Source organism: Paraburkholderia fungorum, from assembly GCF_046026025.1.
GTDB classification, from domain to species: domain Bacteria; phylum Pseudomonadota; class Gammaproteobacteria; order Burkholderiales; family Burkholderiaceae; genus Paraburkholderia; species Paraburkholderia fungorum_E.
This window is the reverse complement of record NZ_JAQQFL010000048.1, coordinates 1-15,583: the sequence shown is the minus strand read 5'-3', so window position 1 is coordinate 15,583 and position 15,583 is coordinate 1. Positions and strand designations below refer to the sequence as shown.

Genomic DNA, 15,583 nt, shown 5'->3' with positions numbered 1-15,583 from the left:
CGTGATGCTTCAATTCGAATCGAGTGGGGTGACATCGGTAAGCATAAAAACGGGGCTTCGCGTATCGCGCAGCCTCAGATGAGCGTAACCGTAACCAAGCCAACAGGACCGGCGCTACGTTAGATGCCGTCGGCAATGCGATCCAGAAGGTGGCGCACCGTGACGGCTTCCCGATCGTGCGCGACCACTGCCGCCACGGCATCGGCATCGGCATCGGCATCGGCATCGGCATCGGCATCGGCATCGGCATCGGCATCGGCATCGGCATCGGCATCGGCATCGGCATCGGCATCGGCATCGGCATCGGCATCGGCATCGGCATCGGCAAGGTTGATCACGAAGATCCGCAGGTGTTGCGCTACGGTCAGCCGGGGCAGGGCGCGCGCCTGAAACTGGGTATGGTCTTCGCGATCGAACCGATGATCAATGCGTGCCGCGCAGACAGTGCGATGCAGCGTGACGACTGGACAGCCATCACCAAAGACCACTCGCTCCCCGCGCAATGGCAGCACATGATTGCCGTGACCGAAGAGGGCTACGAACTGCTGACGCCGCGGCCGGACAGCATCAGCGCTTACGAGGCGCCCTGAATGTGGTAGTCAGCGCACCTCGCGAAACGGCTAGCAAGGCGGCGCTCATGTATCGCCTCCGCGCGGTCAAACTCCGCGGCGACTCGGACCGTGAGCCGTGTCCGAAGAGTTTATGCGCATAAAGGTGGTGTCCACGCGAAACGGCGCGCGGCGCTCGATAGTGATGCGCATCTGCCCTTTACCTCCGCCAGCCTGGCCACGTCCAAAAAAGAGATAACAAGACCAGAGCTGGGTCAGCAAAGGTCGCGTCGAACCTGGAATGGCTGCCGCGCCCAAATCATGTCCAAACGCGCCACCACCGCGCTATGTCCCGGCCGTTTCATTCTCATCCTCCAAACCGCCCGACGTCTCTGAGACGCCACCGACGTGTCGCACCTGATCGCGTGACGGTTGCTGCCGCGCCTTAACAAGCCATGCCCTCATCCTTTATGCGCATAAACCTATCCCGAACGGCTAATTCTTCTCGCGTTTACACAAAAACGATTGAAATGAAAATCCATCCAGGTAAAATCCATTTGCGTCTAAAAAGAGGAGGTTAAGATTGTGGCAGCAGAAATCATCGCGGTAACTCAGCAGAAGGGTGGGGTCGGGAAGAGCACAATCGCGATGCATCTCGGGGCTGCATTCCATGAGAAAGGCAAGCGCGTCCTTGTCGTAGACGCAGATGGTCAAAACACGCTGATCCACTGGGCCAGTGCATCATCCGACGGCGAAACCGGCATCCCTTTCCCGGTCGTCAATCTTTCCGAAGCCGGCAGCCAGATCCATCGCGAGATCAAGAAATTCGTGGCGGACTACGACATCATCGTTGTCGACTGCCCGCCCTCCATCACCGAGAAAGTGTCCGGCGTCGTCTTGCTCGCAGCGAGCGTAGCGATCATGCCGACGTCGTCGTCGCCCGCCGACTATTGGTCGAGCGTCGGACTGGTGAAGCTCGTACAACAAGCGCAGGTCATGAACGAAGACCTGCGCGCAGTCTTTCTGCTGAATAAGACCGAAGAGAAACGGATGCTGACGCGCGAACTGAAGCGCGCGCTGGAAGAACTCGGTTTCCCACTGCTCAAGACCCAGATCCCAACGCGCGAAGCCTACAAGCAAGCGATGGCGTTGGGACAAACAGTGCTTCAGATGAACGATCGCGGCGCCAAACTCGCCGCCATCGAAGTACGGGCGTGCGCCAATGAGATCGCAGCCCTGCTCCCCTGAATTTATGCGCATAAAGGACCCTGAATGAAACCCTCCCAATTCGCCAAAGGCTTTCAAGCACGTCCTGATACGACCAGCAGTGAAAAGCGAACCGCCCTCGATCGCCTGAATGCGATCGACAGCATGGTCAAGACCGGCGATGTACCGAGCCGCATCACTCAGCCCCTGATGTCGCAGGAGGCCGCCGAAGTCGAAGCCGCCGAGATCGCCAATGAGTCAGCGGCCTATCGCGCATGGCGGATCGAACACGCTTATCGCCCGGGCCAGGTCATCGAGCTTGCGCTCAAAACGATCAAGCCGAGTCCGTTCAATCCGCGCCATTTCTATCTGAAATCGTCGATTGCCGAACTCGCCGTCAATCTGGCGAAGCAAGGGCAGCAGCAGGCGATTCACGTCATTCCTGATTACGACAATCCCGGCAGCTACTTTGTCAGCGATGGCGGCCGACGCGTACGAGCGCTTAAAGAAGCGAACAAGGAAGCCGTGAAGGCGATCGTTATCGATCTGCCGATCGGCCTCGAAAGCTACAAGCTCGGCTACGACCTCAACGTCCAGCGCGATTCGCAGACGGTGTTCGATAACGCCGTCGTCTGGAAACGCTTTCTCGACGATCGGCATTTCCAGAGCCAGAAGGAGCTCGCCGAACATCTCGGTCTGGACGAGTCGACCGTCGCGGTCGCCCTGTCGATCGCAAAGCTGCCCGAGACGGTGATGCATGAAATGGTCGCGCGGCCTGACCGCTTTGGTTCAAACATGGCCTATCAGGTGGGCCGATATCACACCGCCCGCGGCGCCGACGCTACGCTACGCCTGATCAACAAGATTCTCTCGGACGACCTGAGCACGCGACAAGTCGCGGATATCGTAAAGGGCAGGGCAAGCGCCCAGGAAAGTACCAAGCCAGCGGGCCGGCAGCGCTATGCGCAACGTCTGGAAATCAAGCTTGGCGGTGTCGCCGTCGGTGATCTGAAATCGTATGGCGACGATCGGATCGAACTTCGTTTGAAGGGTCTTACGCGTGAGAAGCGCGACGACATTCTTCGCCAGATCGAAAAGATGCTGAAGTAACGAAAGGGAAAGCAGCAGCAGCAGGAAAAAAACGGCGGCACACGTAAGTGGCCGCCGTTTTTCCTGGTGCGATCTTGACGATTACGCCGCGCGCGATTGGCTCAGCGTGAAGGCGAGCAGGTCGCCATCGGTGGGTTCGCCCCACGTTTTGCGAGCCAGCCAATCGAAGAATGCCGTTTCGACAATCTTCGAGTCCAGTCCGCGGCGCCGCCAATCGTCCCGCATATGGGTGCCGAGATCCGGCAGCTCGTCATCCTCAAAGGACTTCCGCGCGATTTCCCGCTCGGACTCACCTTGCTCTTCGTAAAGCCCCCGCGCTTCCTTGCGACGAACCGCCGAGTATTCGCCAAGCAGACGCGCTTTCAGATCGTCTGCGGGCGCCGCCCCGCCGGCTTTGCCACCGTTTCCGGACGGCAGCGCCTCGACCGGCGGTGCATAGCCCTTCTTCAACGCATCCTTGAACAGAGCCGGTGCACTGCGCACAGCAGGTAACGACGTGCTGCGCATGCGTTGCTCGGTCATCTGAAGCGCCGCGCGAATCCGGTTTTCTTCGCTATCGGCATACAGGGTCTGCGCTTCCTTCAGCGGAATACCGATCTTCACCATCCGGTCGACCAGGGTGCTGTCGAACACATTCGGGTGTTCGTCGAGTGCAAGCATGGGCTGCTTGCGCTCGGTCACACGGAACTGGATCTCCGCGACCCGCCGCCCTTCCCGATGCTCGATCAATTCGACAAAGATGTTGGTGACCGCATTCACTTCGGCGATGGCCGGCCGCAGGTAATCGCGCTTGAAGTATTTGTACTCGCGCTTCGCCTCGTCGCCCGCTTCAGTGTCCGGAGTGCCGGAGAGGATGGGGCGCCACCATTCCCATGACTCGCGCATCGTCAGATGGCTCGGGTTAGTCAGGTAGCGAACGCAAATTTCGTAAAGTGCGAGACCCGCGCTGCTGCGCAACTGGCTCTGAAACTGCAGACTCAGCCGTGCATACTGAACCGGATCGAGCAGCTTCTTCTTGATCTTTGGCGCGAACGAAAACTCTACCCAGACGCGGCGAGTGGTGGGGTCTTCAAGAATTTCCGCGTCGGCAATCAGCGTGGAGATACCCCATTTCCGGCCCGGTTTCTGGCTGGATGTGCCGGTACTCCATTCGACCTGCACCGACACCATACGCCGCAGGTGCTCTTTCACGAGCGCCGTGTCATTCGAATCGAATGCGGAATTGGCGACGATGTCGGACAGTAAGGCCCGATAAGTGTCACCGGACTCGTCAGCCTGCTGAGCGACGGCAAGGAGAACGTTGAACAGCTTGCGGGTGAGGAGCGTGATCTTGCCGCTCTTGGGCTGGATTGCAATCGCCTCGACGGCCTTGCGCAATTCGGCCGAGCTCGGGCTGACTACGTCTGTCTTCTTCGCGCGCTTCGTGGCCATGCGTCTGGTCGAGGAGGGATTTGGCGAGAGCATACCGGCTGTGGTGATACACGTCTATAGCATAGGTCTCACCGTTCCCGGTGAAGTGAGCTTACGAGGCGTGACTCACCTCGAGCCGCTCCCGAAAACCCTCACCTCACTCGTTTCGCACCAGGTTCAGGGCATCCTTACAGGTCGCGGCCTCCCGAAATGCCGACCGAATTTGGCCCCCGGCGATTGGCGGCTATTCGATCCCGAATCCTCTCACCTCAAAAAAATTCTCTTGAATTTTGGCTAAGCGCACGGTGCGAATGGGCCGCTGTTGCACTGAGCCAATGGCGCGAAAGCGCGTCGGCCTGTTTCAGCGAAGAGGGGGGGGTAAGCCCCCGGCCATGGCACAGGGCCTCCTATCCATGTGTGCGCCGCAGCGAAGTTCGCCGGCGTATGCATCCCTTGATTGCCCGCGTCCAGCCCCCTCGTCGTGCGGAGATACATACATATCGCACCCGCCACACGTCCATTCGGATAAACGGATGCCGCGCCTGGCGAACCGACAAACAAGCAAACAGCGCCCGGCAACGCAAGCCTGATCTCCGACCCGGGACAAATACCCCCGAAAAAGCTCACCTTAATCAGGGCTGAGCGCTCGGAACGACGAGGCCTCCAGACCTGATGGTCTAAAAAAGCACCGATAAATACTCCCGAAAAGTCTCACCAATGAGCTGGAAAGAGGGTTGTCCGGGTCCCGAAAACGGTCCCCCGAAAAACCTCACCTTTGCGCAGCGCACAAAAAATATCCAATGATTTCATTGAGTTAGGAACTCGCGGCAAGCCAGACCATGCGCGCATGCTCCCGTATATCCTCACCTTAAGCAGCTTTTCACCGAAATCCGACGTTTCCGACTGCACCCAGGAGAGCCCCGAAAAACCTCACCTTAGCAATTGAGCAGCTTGAAAATCGAACCGGCTCCGACAGCGTCTGTAGGGCTTTTCCGGCCCATTGCGAGGATTTCAATCCTGTATTTCCTCACCTTAGCGATCGCGAGCGTCCCAAAAGGCTCCCGAAAAACCTCACCTTTAGCCAAAAACAGGTTATCCGGCGGGCCCGCATTCGCCTCGACCTGCATCTCCCGAATTCGCTCACCTTTCCTGAAGCGTGGTCGAAAACCCTCGACGCAGACGACTGAATTTCGGCCGAAATCCGGCTCGGCTCCTGAAAACCCTCACCTTAAGCATCGAAATGCACAAAATTGAGGCAAAAATGACACCCTCGCCCCGGAAAGCCTCACCTTCAGTTCGCGTTTTCTCCCGTCTCGACTCACCAATGGGGTTTACGAGGCCTAAATAAGGTCAAAAATTGAGGTTCAAGGTGGTCCCGAAAGTGCTCACCTTTGTGATTACCGCACTCAGCACCCATTTTTGAGCGCTGCCGGGCGATCCCAGACGCTCAGGTCCCGCAAAATCTCACCTTTAGCCAAACCGCACTTTTGGGCCCGCTCCTGAACCCGCTCACGTTCTGTCCCGGACCCACTCACCGAGGCCCCCGAACCTCATCACTCAAAGCTCCCGCAAGACCTCACCACCTCTCCCGCAAAGCTTCACCTTGCCTCGCTGAAACTCCCGCCAGGTAAGGGTTTGCCATGGCGTTAACGTTTTTAACATGGGTTCAAAGGTGTTTACTTTTATTACTCTCTAGAATTGCCCCCGCGTGCCCTTCGGACAAAACCGTTCCACCACCCAGCTCACATTACGCGTTCGTGAAACAGTGCGCGATCAAGAAAAAATCATCGAAAGCGCTTTATTTACAAAGACTTATTAGCTAGTCTTCGTTTTGTTTCACGGAAAAACCAGGCGGGCACCGATCTCATCACCTGCTAACTGCCCTAAAACACGCCAACTGCCCAACTGACACCTGCAACCAACAAATACGTAGCAAATAATACGTAAATTGTTATGATTCAACCAATTCGGGCTAGATCGAGGTGTACATGAATTTGGACCAGGAGCGGCAAGCGATCCGTCACGAGCTTGAATCGCTGAGGGCAAGTGGAGCGCGACGCCAGGAACTGTCGTTGCATGCTTGCAAGCGACTTTTTTTTGATTTGGGAATTCGCCCGTCCATGGCTGCCGTTCGCGACCTGACCCAAACAGGCAGCGCAAGCGACATTCCGAAAGACATCGATCACTTTTGGGAACGCATCAGGACGGTGTCGCGGGTAAAAGTAGGTGCCGGCGCAATTCCGAAAGCACTGGAAGACCGAGCCGGAGAATTGTTGGGAGCCCTCTTTGAAGAAGCCGTCGTCCAGGCTCACTCGACCCTCGATAGCGAACGCGAAGAAATTCGGGCCCAAATCACTGCGGCCGAGCAACGCGCACGGGAAGCCGAAATTCGCTGCGACGTATCGGAAGAGGCGATCAGGCGCAGCGAGTCGAGAGCAGAAGCCGCGTGGGAACGTGTCCGCGCACTCGAAACTGAGTTATCCAGCACCACAACACATGGGGCCGCTCACCAGGAAGGCATGCTGGCAACGGTGCGCCGGCTCGACAGCGAAAACGGAGCACTGCGTCAACGCATCGAAACCGAACAGACGACCAACGCCACGCTTCGCGACCGAATTGATGCCCTGCATATCGAATTGCGCCAAAGTACCGAACACTATGCGCAACAGATCAAAGACGCCGTCGCCGAAGCCGAACGGCGTGTGAAGCCGATGCTGGTCGAACTCGATTCGTTGCGCAGCATGGCTGCGACCTATCAGTCAGGGGTGCGTGACGCGAGCCGCAAGGAATTCGAGTTTATCCAGCAGATCGCCGCAGCCAAGGCACGCGGCGACCGGCTCGACGCGCAACTGCGCGAGCAATCGGACGAAGTGGATACGCTGACAAAAGAACTCACGATGCTGCGCGGCCAGCAGGGCATCGACCCGGCGATCGCGGGCCTGCTGTGTTCGCTGGTTGAAACCGGCAGGCTCACGACCGCCGAGTTGGCCGTGATCGGCACCGCAGCAGACGGTCACGTGACGCTGCCGCTGCGCTGCCCGAAATGTGACGAAGGTGAGCCCGAGCTATCGCAAGTGGATCACCGCTTCGAACTGCAGTGTCCGGAGTGCGATCACTCGTCGGGCCTCGGTGACTCAAGGCTGGAGGCGGTTAGCCGGTTTCTGTCGAGCGGCTCGATTGCGGCGTCGGCATGACCGCTTGCCGCGGACGTCATAGCGGCTAAATCGCCAAAGGTGAGGAAATTCGGGACCCCAAGGGTGAGTATTTTCAGGGCTCACCCGATCACCCTTTCCTCGTCAAACGCCCGTCACGCCTAGGCGTGGGCAATGGCGGAGCGGCCGGATCCGGTTCATCGACGACCGGCGAATCCTGCTGATCGATCCACCTTTGCCACGCCCGATACAAACGGTTGGCGGACACTGCCTGTACAAATCCCAACCATTGCCCAACCAGTTCCGCCTCAACCCCGTTTTCGAACAGGTCTGCCGCAAAGGTGTTGCGCAAGGTTTGCGGACTCGCGCGTGAGGCTCGCGACGCGGCAATACCCGCCGCGTCGATTAATGCGTCGACTGCGCGCAGCATGGTTGCCTTGTGCATTGGCCGCCCGGAAGGTGAAGCGGGAAAGACCAGATTGCCGGCCAGTTCGGACAGGCGCCGTTCAGCAAGCCACGCGTCGAGAATGGCGGCCGCGAAAGGCGCGAGCCGCGTACGTCGCGTGAGCATCGGATTCGCGGATTCGATCGTGACCCAGGGTGAGCCGGCATTCACGCAACTAACCGTAAGCGCAGCGGCCTCGCCAGTCTTGAGTCCACCGCCGAGAAACACCGCAATCAATGCACGATCGCGCCGCTCTCTCCAACGCTGCGCCAAGGACAAGGCCGGCAACGGTGAAAACAGTTGTGCAATGAGCGCGGCCCGCTCGGCATGATTGAGAAAACCAGTCGGCTCGTTATCGCGTGCATTTCGCCATGCTGCTTCCCCATCCTGAGCAATGAAACGTGCAGGATTGGTCGATGCGGATTCGATTTCGCGCACGTGGTCCAGTACCCGTTCAATGAGCCGCAAATACCTGACGCGTTGTGGCTTTCGGATCGCAAGGCCACCCACGAACTCAGCGATGGTTTGCGTATCAACGGTGACCAGACTCTTTTGGCGGACGGCAAGCCAGTCGAGGAAAAGCCCCCACTGCGCTTGATAGACTTCAGCGGAAGAGCGCCTGAAATGCTGCTTGGCAAGCCATGCATCAAAGGCGATTTGAGGATCGCGGCGCCAGTCTTCACGTTCCCGATCGAAGAGATCAGCTGAGGGTGCAGGCCGCGGGACGGGGTCGGACAGATGGGGAGGTGACATGCGTTATCTTTCCGTTAGTTGCGCATATTGTAGGTGGCAACCGATGAAAGTACAGCGCCTGAGATTAGTCGCCCCAGGCCCGCGCATGCTTTAGCGGAGCGTCTTTAGACGCAGGTTGCGCGGCGCGGCGTGCCGCCTCTTCATAGGCTGAGACGGCAAACGCAAACACCGCCGGCAACGCGGTGGATGTGCCGAAGTCCACCGCCTCGTCCGTTTCGGGATAGGGCAGCTCGGACGGCCGCTGGAACAGGCCGAGCAGGATGGCGTCGTGCCGGCTGGCAAACCCGAGATCCGCCAGCGCTTCTGCTTCGATTGCATGGAGCAGGCGCCACGAGAGCGGCACCTGCTGGACGATGTAGCGTGCTGCAATGTTGCGCACGATGTGTTCGAGATCACGCGCGGCGGTTTGATAGCGCAGCGCGGCCAGAGCATGCTCCGCTTGGTCGGTCGTCAGGTCGTTCATTATCGGCTCCAGTCGATACCCTGTACTGTACAAATATACAGTGTCTCGTGCAACCTCGGCCGAACGGACAATTCCGCCAAAAGCCCGCAACGGTGCGCCCGCCCGTCAGCCGTGAATCACCACTAGCAGCGCTTTCGCCTCGCCTTTGCCTGCGTTGCGGATCGCGTGCGGCTCGTCGGCGACGTAACGCGCGGTGTCCGCGGCCTTGAGCCGTTTTGTCGTGCTCGCCGCCTCGATCTCGATCGATCCCTGCAGCACCGTCAGATGCTCACGCGTGCCTGGCTCGTGCGCATTCGACACCAGCGCCCCGCCCGGCTGCAGCGTCAGTTCGTACCATTCGAACTTGCCGGCTAACTCGATCGGCCCCCAAACACGTAACTGATACTTGGCCTCGTGTCCGCTCAACGTCGGGATGTCGTGCGGACCGGAGACGGCGATCGCCTCCGGCGGTTTTTGCGGCGCGAACAGTGAATCGAGGCTGACGCCGAGCGCGTTCGTCAGCCGCCACGCCACCGCGATCGTCGGATTGGCCTTGTCGCGTTCGATTTCCGAGAGCATCGATTTCGATACGCCGGCCGCACGCGACAGGTCGTCGAGCGTCATGCGCCGTTCGGCGCGCAGACGCTGAATCTGCTCGCCGACACGCGGCGGCGCCGCGATCGCCGGTACCGTGCCCGCGCTGGAAGATGCTGCCGGGTTGGCTGCTGCACGGCGGTTTCCCGAACTTGCCATTTACTGACCTATCGTTTAGAGTTGTTCGACATACCGGATTTTAGTTCGGAAAAACGAAAATATCCGATAAAACTGACAGCCGACTATATCAGCCCGCCTCGACGTCGAACATGCCGCAGATACCAGCAGATGCCTGACATGTCGGAGCGCACCCCCCTTTTCAGGAGTCTGGTTCATGCGTGACCTTTACCTCGCCCATCTGCGCGGCACTCTCGAGCAGATCCGCGCTGACGGCTTTTACAAGAACGAGCGCGTGATTGCCAGCCCGCAGTCGGCTGACGTGCGTCTCGCCAACGGCACGGAAGTGCTGAATTTCTGCGCGAACAACTACCTCGGCCTCGCCAACGACGCGCGGCTGATCGAGGCCGCCAAGCTTGGTCTGGATAACGATGGCTTCGGCATGGCGTCGGTGCGTTTCATTTGCGGCACGCAAACCGTGCACAAAGACCTCGAAAAGGCGTTGGCCGCATTCCTGCAAACCGACGACTGCATTCTCTACTCCAGTTGTTTCGATGCGAACGGCGGTCTGTTCGAAACGCTGCTCGACGAAAACGACGCCATCATCAGCGACGAGCTGAACCACGCGAGCATCATCGACGGGGTGCGGCTTTCGAAGGCGAAGCGTTTTCGCTACAAGAACAACGACCTTGCCGATCTCGAAGCCAGGCTGAAAGAAGCCGATGCGGCTGGCGCGCGCTTCAAGCTGATCGCCACCGACGGCGTGTTTTCGATGGACGGCACCATCGCCGACCTCGCCGGCATCTGCGATCTGGCCGACCGCTATGGCGCGCTGGTCATGGTCGACGATTCGCACGCGGTCGGTTTCGTCGGCGAACATGGGCGCGGCACGCCGGAACATTGCGGTGTGCTCTCGCGCGTCGACATCATCACCGGCACGCTCGGCAAAGCACTGGGCGGCGCATCAGGCGGCTACGTCGCCGCGCGCCAGGAAGTTATAGATCTGCTTCGCCAACGTTCGCGCCCCTATCTGTTCTCGAACACGCTGACGCCGAGCATTGCCGCCGCGTCGCTGAAAGTACTCGAATTGCTCGCCAGCGAAGAAGGCGCGCAACTGCGCGCGCGTGTGCGCGAAAACGGCGCGCATTTCCGGCGCGCAATGAGCGCGCTCGGCTTCACGCTCGTGCCAGGAGAACACCCGATCATTCCGGTCATGCTGGGCGACGCGCAACTCGCGTCGAACATGGCCGACGCGTTGCTGAAGGAAGGCGTGTACGTGATCGGTTTCTCGTTCCCCGTGGTGCCCAAGGGCCGTGCGCGAATCCGCACGCAAATGAGCGCCGCGCATACGCCGCAACAAATCGATCGGGCCGTCGACGCGTTCGCGCGTGTCGGCCGTCAACTCGGCGTCATCTGAAGCGGAGGCGCACATGAAAGCATTGGCAAAACTCGAACGCGCACCGGGCCTCACGCTGACGGATGTGAAGAAGCCCGAAGTCGGTCACAACGACGTGATGATCCGTATCACGCGCACCGCGATCTGCGGCACGGACATTCACATCTGGAAATGGGACGACTGGGCACAAAAGACGATTCCGGTGCCGATGCACGTCGGTCACGAATACGTCGGTGAAATCGTCGAAATGGGCCAGGAAGTGCGCGGCTTTGCGATCGGCGATCGCGTGTCGGGCGAAGGGCATATCACCTGCGGCTTCTGTCGCAACTGTCGTGCAGGACGCCGTCATTTGTGCCGCAATACGGTAGGCGTCGGCGTGAATCGTGAAGGCGCATTCGCCGAATATCTCGTGATTCCGGCGTTCAACGCATTCAAGATTCCGCCTGAAATCTCCGACGATCTCGCCGCGATCTTCGATCCGTTCGGCAATGCCACGCATACGGCGCTGTCGTTCAACCTGGTGGGCGAAGACGTGTTGATCACGGGCGCGGGGCCGATCGGCATCATGGCGGTGGCGATTGCGAAACACGTGGGCGCGCGCAATGTGGTGATCACCGACGTCAACGACTATCGCCTCGAACTCGCGCGCAAGATGGGTGCGACGCGTGCGGTGAACGTCTCGCGTGAATCGCTGCGCGACGTGATGGCGGATCTGCACATGGCCGAAGGCTTCGACGTCGGGCTGGAAATGTCAGGTGTGCCGAGCGCTTTCACCAGCATGCTCGAAGCGATGAACCACGGCGGCAAGATCGCACTGCTTGGCATTCCGCCCGCGCAGACCGCGATCGACTGGACTCAGGTCATTTTCAAGGGCCTCGAAATCAAGGGCATTTACGGCCGGGAGATGTTCGAGACCTGGTACAAGATGGTCGCGATGCTGCAAAGCGGTTTGGATTTGTCGCCGATTCTCACGCATCATTTCAAGGTCGACGATTATCAGGAAGCGTTCGCCACGATGCTCTCAGGTGAGAGCGGCAAGGTGATTCTCGACTGGACGGCTGCGTGAACTAAAACAGCACCTGCGCTCAATCGCAGCCGCAGCCGCAGCCGCAGAAACGAAGCTTAACGAAACGCCCGCACCGCGCTCACGCGCCTGCGGGCGTTTTAACGAACTCGGCCTGAATGCGCACATGAATATCGTCGCCGACAGCCGGGTACCATGTTGCCAAACCGAATTTCGCACGGCTGAAATGACCGTCCGCGGAAAAACCGAGCGTGTCTTTTTTCGTGAGCGGATCGGGTGCGAAACCATTGAAAGTCACCTCGAGCGTCACGGGTTGCGTGACGCCGTGAATCGTCAGATCGCCGCTCAACGTGCCGCGCGATTCGCCGGTGCGCTCAAAGTGCGTGGTGGCGAATCGCACCTCCGGATAGCGTGACACATCGAGCATGTTCGCGCTTTTAACCATCTTGTCGAGTAGCGGCACATTCGTGTCGATGCTCGCGGCGTCGATCGTGATTGTCGCGCTACTCCGGTCCAGCCCTCCTTCATTCCAGTCGAGCTGCCCCTGCTTACGGTCGAAGCGCATGGTAAATCGTGAATACTTGAAGTGATCGATGTCGAACGTAATGCTGGTGTGGTCCGGGTCGATGTCGTAGTGTCCGGGCGGCACGCGCGTTTCATTCTGGCTGACCGTGTGAGTGAGCACGCGCACAGGCGTACAGGCCGCCACCGTCAGCAACGTTGCACTGAGCAGAGTGGGTAAAAACATCGCGCGGAGGGTAGAGCGACTCATGAGATTCGTTCCGGTTGATCGATCGTCAATACGATAACAGCAAGCGTACGCGATCCGCTGAAGCGCACAAAAACTTGACGAAGGAGAATGATCGTTCTACCCTTCGCACATGGCTACTCAAAACCCAACCGAATCGGCTGCGCTCGGCAGCGCGCGTGAAAGGCTGCTCGATACCGCGGAGGCGTTGATCTACGCCGGCGGCATCCACGCCACCGGCGTCGATGCAATCGTCAAGCAGTCCGGCACGGCGCGCAAAAGTTTCTACACGCATTTCGAATCGAAAGACGCACTGGTTGTCGCCGCGCTGGAGCGGCGCGACGAACGCTGGATGAACTGGTTTATCACAGGCACGCGAAGGCATGGCAAGACGGCCGGCAAACACCTGCTCGGCATGTTCGATGTGCTGCGCGAATGGTTTGCGTCGGAGGATTTTCATGGTTGCGCGTTTTTGAACGCCGCTGGCGAAATCGCCGCCGCGGACGACCCGATCCGGATCGTCGCGCGCAAACACAAGGAGCGCCTGCTCGCGTTCGTGCGAAGCCAGTGCGATGAATACGCGGCCGAATCGGGCGTGGACGGCCGCCGCGCCGCGCGCCTGTCGCGCCAATGGCTGATCCTGCTCGACGGCGCCATTGCCGTGGCGCTGGTGAGCGGCGAGGCCGACGCCGCGCTCGACGCGCGAGCCGCCGCGCAAGCGCTGCTCGATACCGAGTCCGCAAGCGAATCGGACCCACTCGCAGGTCGATCAGCGAGCGGGTCTCCTGGCAAAGCGCCACGCAAACGACCGCCATCCCGGCGCACCGCAACCTGACTGAGGAACCACTATGGCCGAACCGATCGAAACCCGCCCGCCACTCCCACCGTTCACGCGGGAAACCGCGATCCAGAAAGTGCGTGCCGCGGAAGACGGCTGGAATACCCGTGACCCCGAGCGCGTGTCGCTCGCGTACACCCCCGACAGCGTTTGGCGCAACCGTGCCGAGTTCACGCATGGGCGCGCGGAGATCGTTGGACTATTGCGCCGCAAATGGGCGAGAGAACTCGACTACCGCCTGATCAAGGAGCTCTGGGCGTTCACGGAAAACCGCATCGCCGTGCGCTTTGCCTACGAATGGCACGACGACTCGAATAACTGGTTCCGTTCCTATGGCAATGAGAATTGGGAGTTCGATGAGCATGGACTGATGGCGCGCCGTCATGCCAGCATCAACGATCTGCCGATCCGCGAAGCCGACCGTCTTTATCATTGGCCGCTCGGTCGCCGTCCGGACGACCATGCGGGTTTGTCCGACCTCGGCCTCTAGACCCCTCTCTAACGTTGAAGATGAAGTTGAAGGTGACCATCTGCCGGATGTTCACCGCTCTGCCATCGGTTGTCCGTTATGGTTGCGTCTGCGCCGCGTGGCACGTGCTGTGCCCGCGTGTCCGAGCGTGTCCTCCACATCGCCCGTGCGGGTTGAGGTACAGTGCGCGACGGACGGCAAGCGGAAATAACCAGAACATAGATGACACCGGCGCTCGACCGGTGGCGGAGAACACATGCATTTTCGGCAGATCAAGAAGAACATTCGGCGTACCGCCGTGGCGCTGGTCGCGAGCCTGGCTGCGGCCAGCGCGGCGCATGCGGGCAACTGGTGCGAGGGCGGCGTATGGGTCGACGCCATGCTCGGTTCGTATCACATCAATCCCGACCCCAATACCCATTTCGAGCAATTCAATCCTGGCCTTGGCGTCGAATGCTGGCTCAACAATCAATGGGCGCTGACTGCCGGTGGTTTTCGCAACTCGCTGCGGCGGCCTTCGTATTATGGCGGCGGCGTCTGGGCGCCCGAGTTCGCGCACTGGGGCATCGTGCGGATCGCGGCGATGGGCGGGATCATCTCGGGCTACAACTACGGCAACTGGGGCCTGGGTCGCAATCACACGATCGGACCGGTGGTCGCGCCGATCGTGATGGTCGACTACAAGCGCGTCGGAGCGAACTTCATTGTGATTCCGCCGATCCCTTCGGACAATCTTCCGTTCACGATCGGGTTTCAGGTGAAGGTGAAGTTCTGATCCGCGTGTAGCGGGACAATAAAGTTGCGACTTCTGGAAAATCGCCTGAAGCGGACAATAAAGTTGCGCCTTTTGATGCCGCATCGTGAAACGTGACGCCGCCGAGCTTGCCCTGCCGGGCATCCGTACTCACGGCCCTTCCCGACAAGCACTGAAACAATCACCCGCATCTCGATTTAATGCGCTGCGCAGTTAAATAGGATTCCAGATTATAAGTTCCGACTTTCGCTTTCCGGCGGGATCATCGGGCGAAATTTACGATGCATACACCCCCATGGACGGTGAGGCCCTTAAAGAAAAGCTGCTCACCATAAGGTAGTATATAGAATGATAGGGACAGTAAAGTCGTAGCGACTACCGGATAGCCTAGCAGGCGTCACACAGGACGGTATTGTCTCTGATGTTGTTTGTAGGCTTGGACTTCGAGCGATTTAAATCAGTATAGGCTTTGCGACGGATCTGGCTAAGGTGAGGTTTTTCGGGGGCTGAGGCGACGGTTTGAAAGGCAGGCACTTGGGCCGATTTAGAAGCTGTTGCGAAATTAAATTTTGGGTCT

At 59.4% G+C, this 15,583-nt stretch carries 14 protein-coding genes and 1 pseudogene; 9 read left to right on the top strand and 6 right to left on the bottom strand.

Annotated elements, in window-relative coordinates:
* Positions 1–104: 104 nt before the first annotated feature.
* From PQR67_RS34905 to PQR67_RS34895, 3 genes and pseudogenes are all read left to right on the top strand, one after another.
* Positions 105–590, top strand: a pseudogene (locus PQR67_RS34905) (M24 family metallopeptidase); the annotation flags it as partial.
* A gap of 543 nt (positions 591–1,133) precedes the next feature.
* Positions 1,134–1,796 (top strand): ParA family partition ATPase, encoded by a 663-nt coding sequence (parA, locus tag PQR67_RS34900; protein WP_028195981.1) that lies wholly within the window; start codon positions 1,134–1,136, stop codon positions 1,794–1,796.
* A gap of 24 nt (positions 1,797–1,820) precedes the next feature.
* On the top strand, positions 1,821–2,864 hold the full coding sequence (locus PQR67_RS34895; protein WP_408467347.1) for a ParB/RepB/Spo0J family partition protein: 1,044 nt from the start codon (positions 1,821–1,823) through the stop codon (positions 2,862–2,864).
* 81 nt (positions 2,865–2,945) lie between these two features.
* Here the strand turns inward: PQR67_RS34895 and PQR67_RS34890 are convergent, their stop codons facing one another.
* The gene (locus PQR67_RS34890) at positions 2,946–4,295 is read right to left on the bottom strand and encodes a replication initiation protein (RefSeq protein ID WP_408467346.1); all 1,350 of its coding nucleotides are present in this window, start codon (positions 4,293–4,295) and stop codon (positions 2,946–2,948) included.
* Positions 4,296–6,262: 1,967 nt separating this feature from the next.
* On the opposite strand from PQR67_RS34890, the gene PQR67_RS34885 reads away from it, so the two are divergent.
* Complete coding sequence (locus tag PQR67_RS34885; protein WP_408467345.1) at positions 6,263–7,468, top strand: DNA-binding protein; 1,206 nt, start codon at positions 6,263–6,265, stop codon at positions 7,466–7,468.
* 88 nt (positions 7,469–7,556) lie between these two features.
* Here PQR67_RS34885 and PQR67_RS34880 read toward each other — a convergent pair whose 3' ends face one another.
* The 3 genes from PQR67_RS34880 to PQR67_RS34870 all read right to left on the bottom strand — a co-directional run bounded on the left by PQR67_RS34880 (position 7,557) and on the right by PQR67_RS34870 (position 9,819).
* The gene (locus PQR67_RS34880; protein WP_408467344.1) at positions 7,557–8,624 is read right to left on the bottom strand and encodes a tyrosine-type recombinase/integrase; all 1,068 of its coding nucleotides are present in this window, start codon (positions 8,622–8,624) and stop codon (positions 7,557–7,559) included.
* 64 nt (positions 8,625–8,688) lie between these two features.
* Positions 8,689–9,087 (bottom strand): DUF2471 family protein, encoded by a 399-nt coding sequence (locus PQR67_RS34875; protein WP_408467343.1) that lies wholly within the window; start codon positions 9,085–9,087, stop codon positions 8,689–8,691.
* Between the two features lie 105 nt (positions 9,088–9,192).
* Positions 9,193–9,819 (bottom strand): helix-turn-helix domain-containing protein, encoded by a 627-nt coding sequence (locus PQR67_RS34870; protein ID WP_408467342.1) that lies wholly within the window; start codon positions 9,817–9,819, stop codon positions 9,193–9,195.
* 175 nt (positions 9,820–9,994) lie between these two features.
* On the opposite strand from PQR67_RS34870, the gene PQR67_RS34865 reads away from it, so the two are divergent.
* Together PQR67_RS34865 and tdh are read left to right on the top strand one after the other, a co-directional pair.
* The gene (locus tag PQR67_RS34865) at positions 9,995–11,194 is read left to right on the top strand and encodes a glycine C-acetyltransferase (protein WP_408467341.1); all 1,200 of its coding nucleotides are present in this window, start codon (positions 9,995–9,997) and stop codon (positions 11,192–11,194) included.
* A gap of 13 nt (positions 11,195–11,207) precedes the next feature.
* The gene (gene tdh / locus PQR67_RS34860; protein WP_028195988.1) at positions 11,208–12,239 is read left to right on the top strand and encodes an L-threonine 3-dehydrogenase; all 1,032 of its coding nucleotides are present in this window, start codon (positions 11,208–11,210) and stop codon (positions 12,237–12,239) included.
* Between the two features lie 79 nt (positions 12,240–12,318).
* Here the strand turns inward: tdh and PQR67_RS34855 are convergent, their stop codons facing one another.
* Positions 12,319–12,969 carry a YceI family protein gene (locus tag PQR67_RS34855; RefSeq protein ID WP_408467340.1) on the bottom strand — a complete coding sequence of 217 codons (651 nt, stop codon included), beginning with the start codon at positions 12,967–12,969 and terminating at the stop codon, positions 12,319–12,321.
* 109 nt (positions 12,970–13,078) lie between these two features.
* Between PQR67_RS34855 and PQR67_RS34850 the strand changes: the two genes are divergently transcribed.
* From PQR67_RS34850 to PQR67_RS34840, 3 genes are all read left to right on the top strand, one after another.
* Positions 13,079–13,780, top strand: coding sequence for a TetR/AcrR family transcriptional regulator (locus tag PQR67_RS34850; protein WP_408467339.1), 702 nt, complete (start codon positions 13,079–13,081; stop codon positions 13,778–13,780).
* A gap of 13 nt (positions 13,781–13,793) precedes the next feature.
* Positions 13,794–14,273: a nuclear transport factor 2 family protein gene (locus PQR67_RS34845; protein WP_408467338.1), complete on the top strand. Its 480-nt coding sequence runs from the start codon at positions 13,794–13,796 to the stop codon at positions 14,271–14,273.
* Between the two features lie 235 nt (positions 14,274–14,508).
* Positions 14,509–15,027 carry a hypothetical protein gene (locus tag PQR67_RS34840; RefSeq protein ID WP_408467337.1) on the top strand — a complete coding sequence of 173 codons (519 nt, stop codon included), beginning with the start codon at positions 14,509–14,511 and terminating at the stop codon, positions 15,025–15,027.
* Between the two features lie 366 nt (positions 15,028–15,393).
* Here PQR67_RS34840 and PQR67_RS34835 read toward each other — a convergent pair.
* A partial coding sequence (locus tag PQR67_RS34835; RefSeq protein ID WP_408467336.1) for a hypothetical protein occupies positions 15,394–15,583 on the bottom strand: 190 nt, incomplete at its 5' end.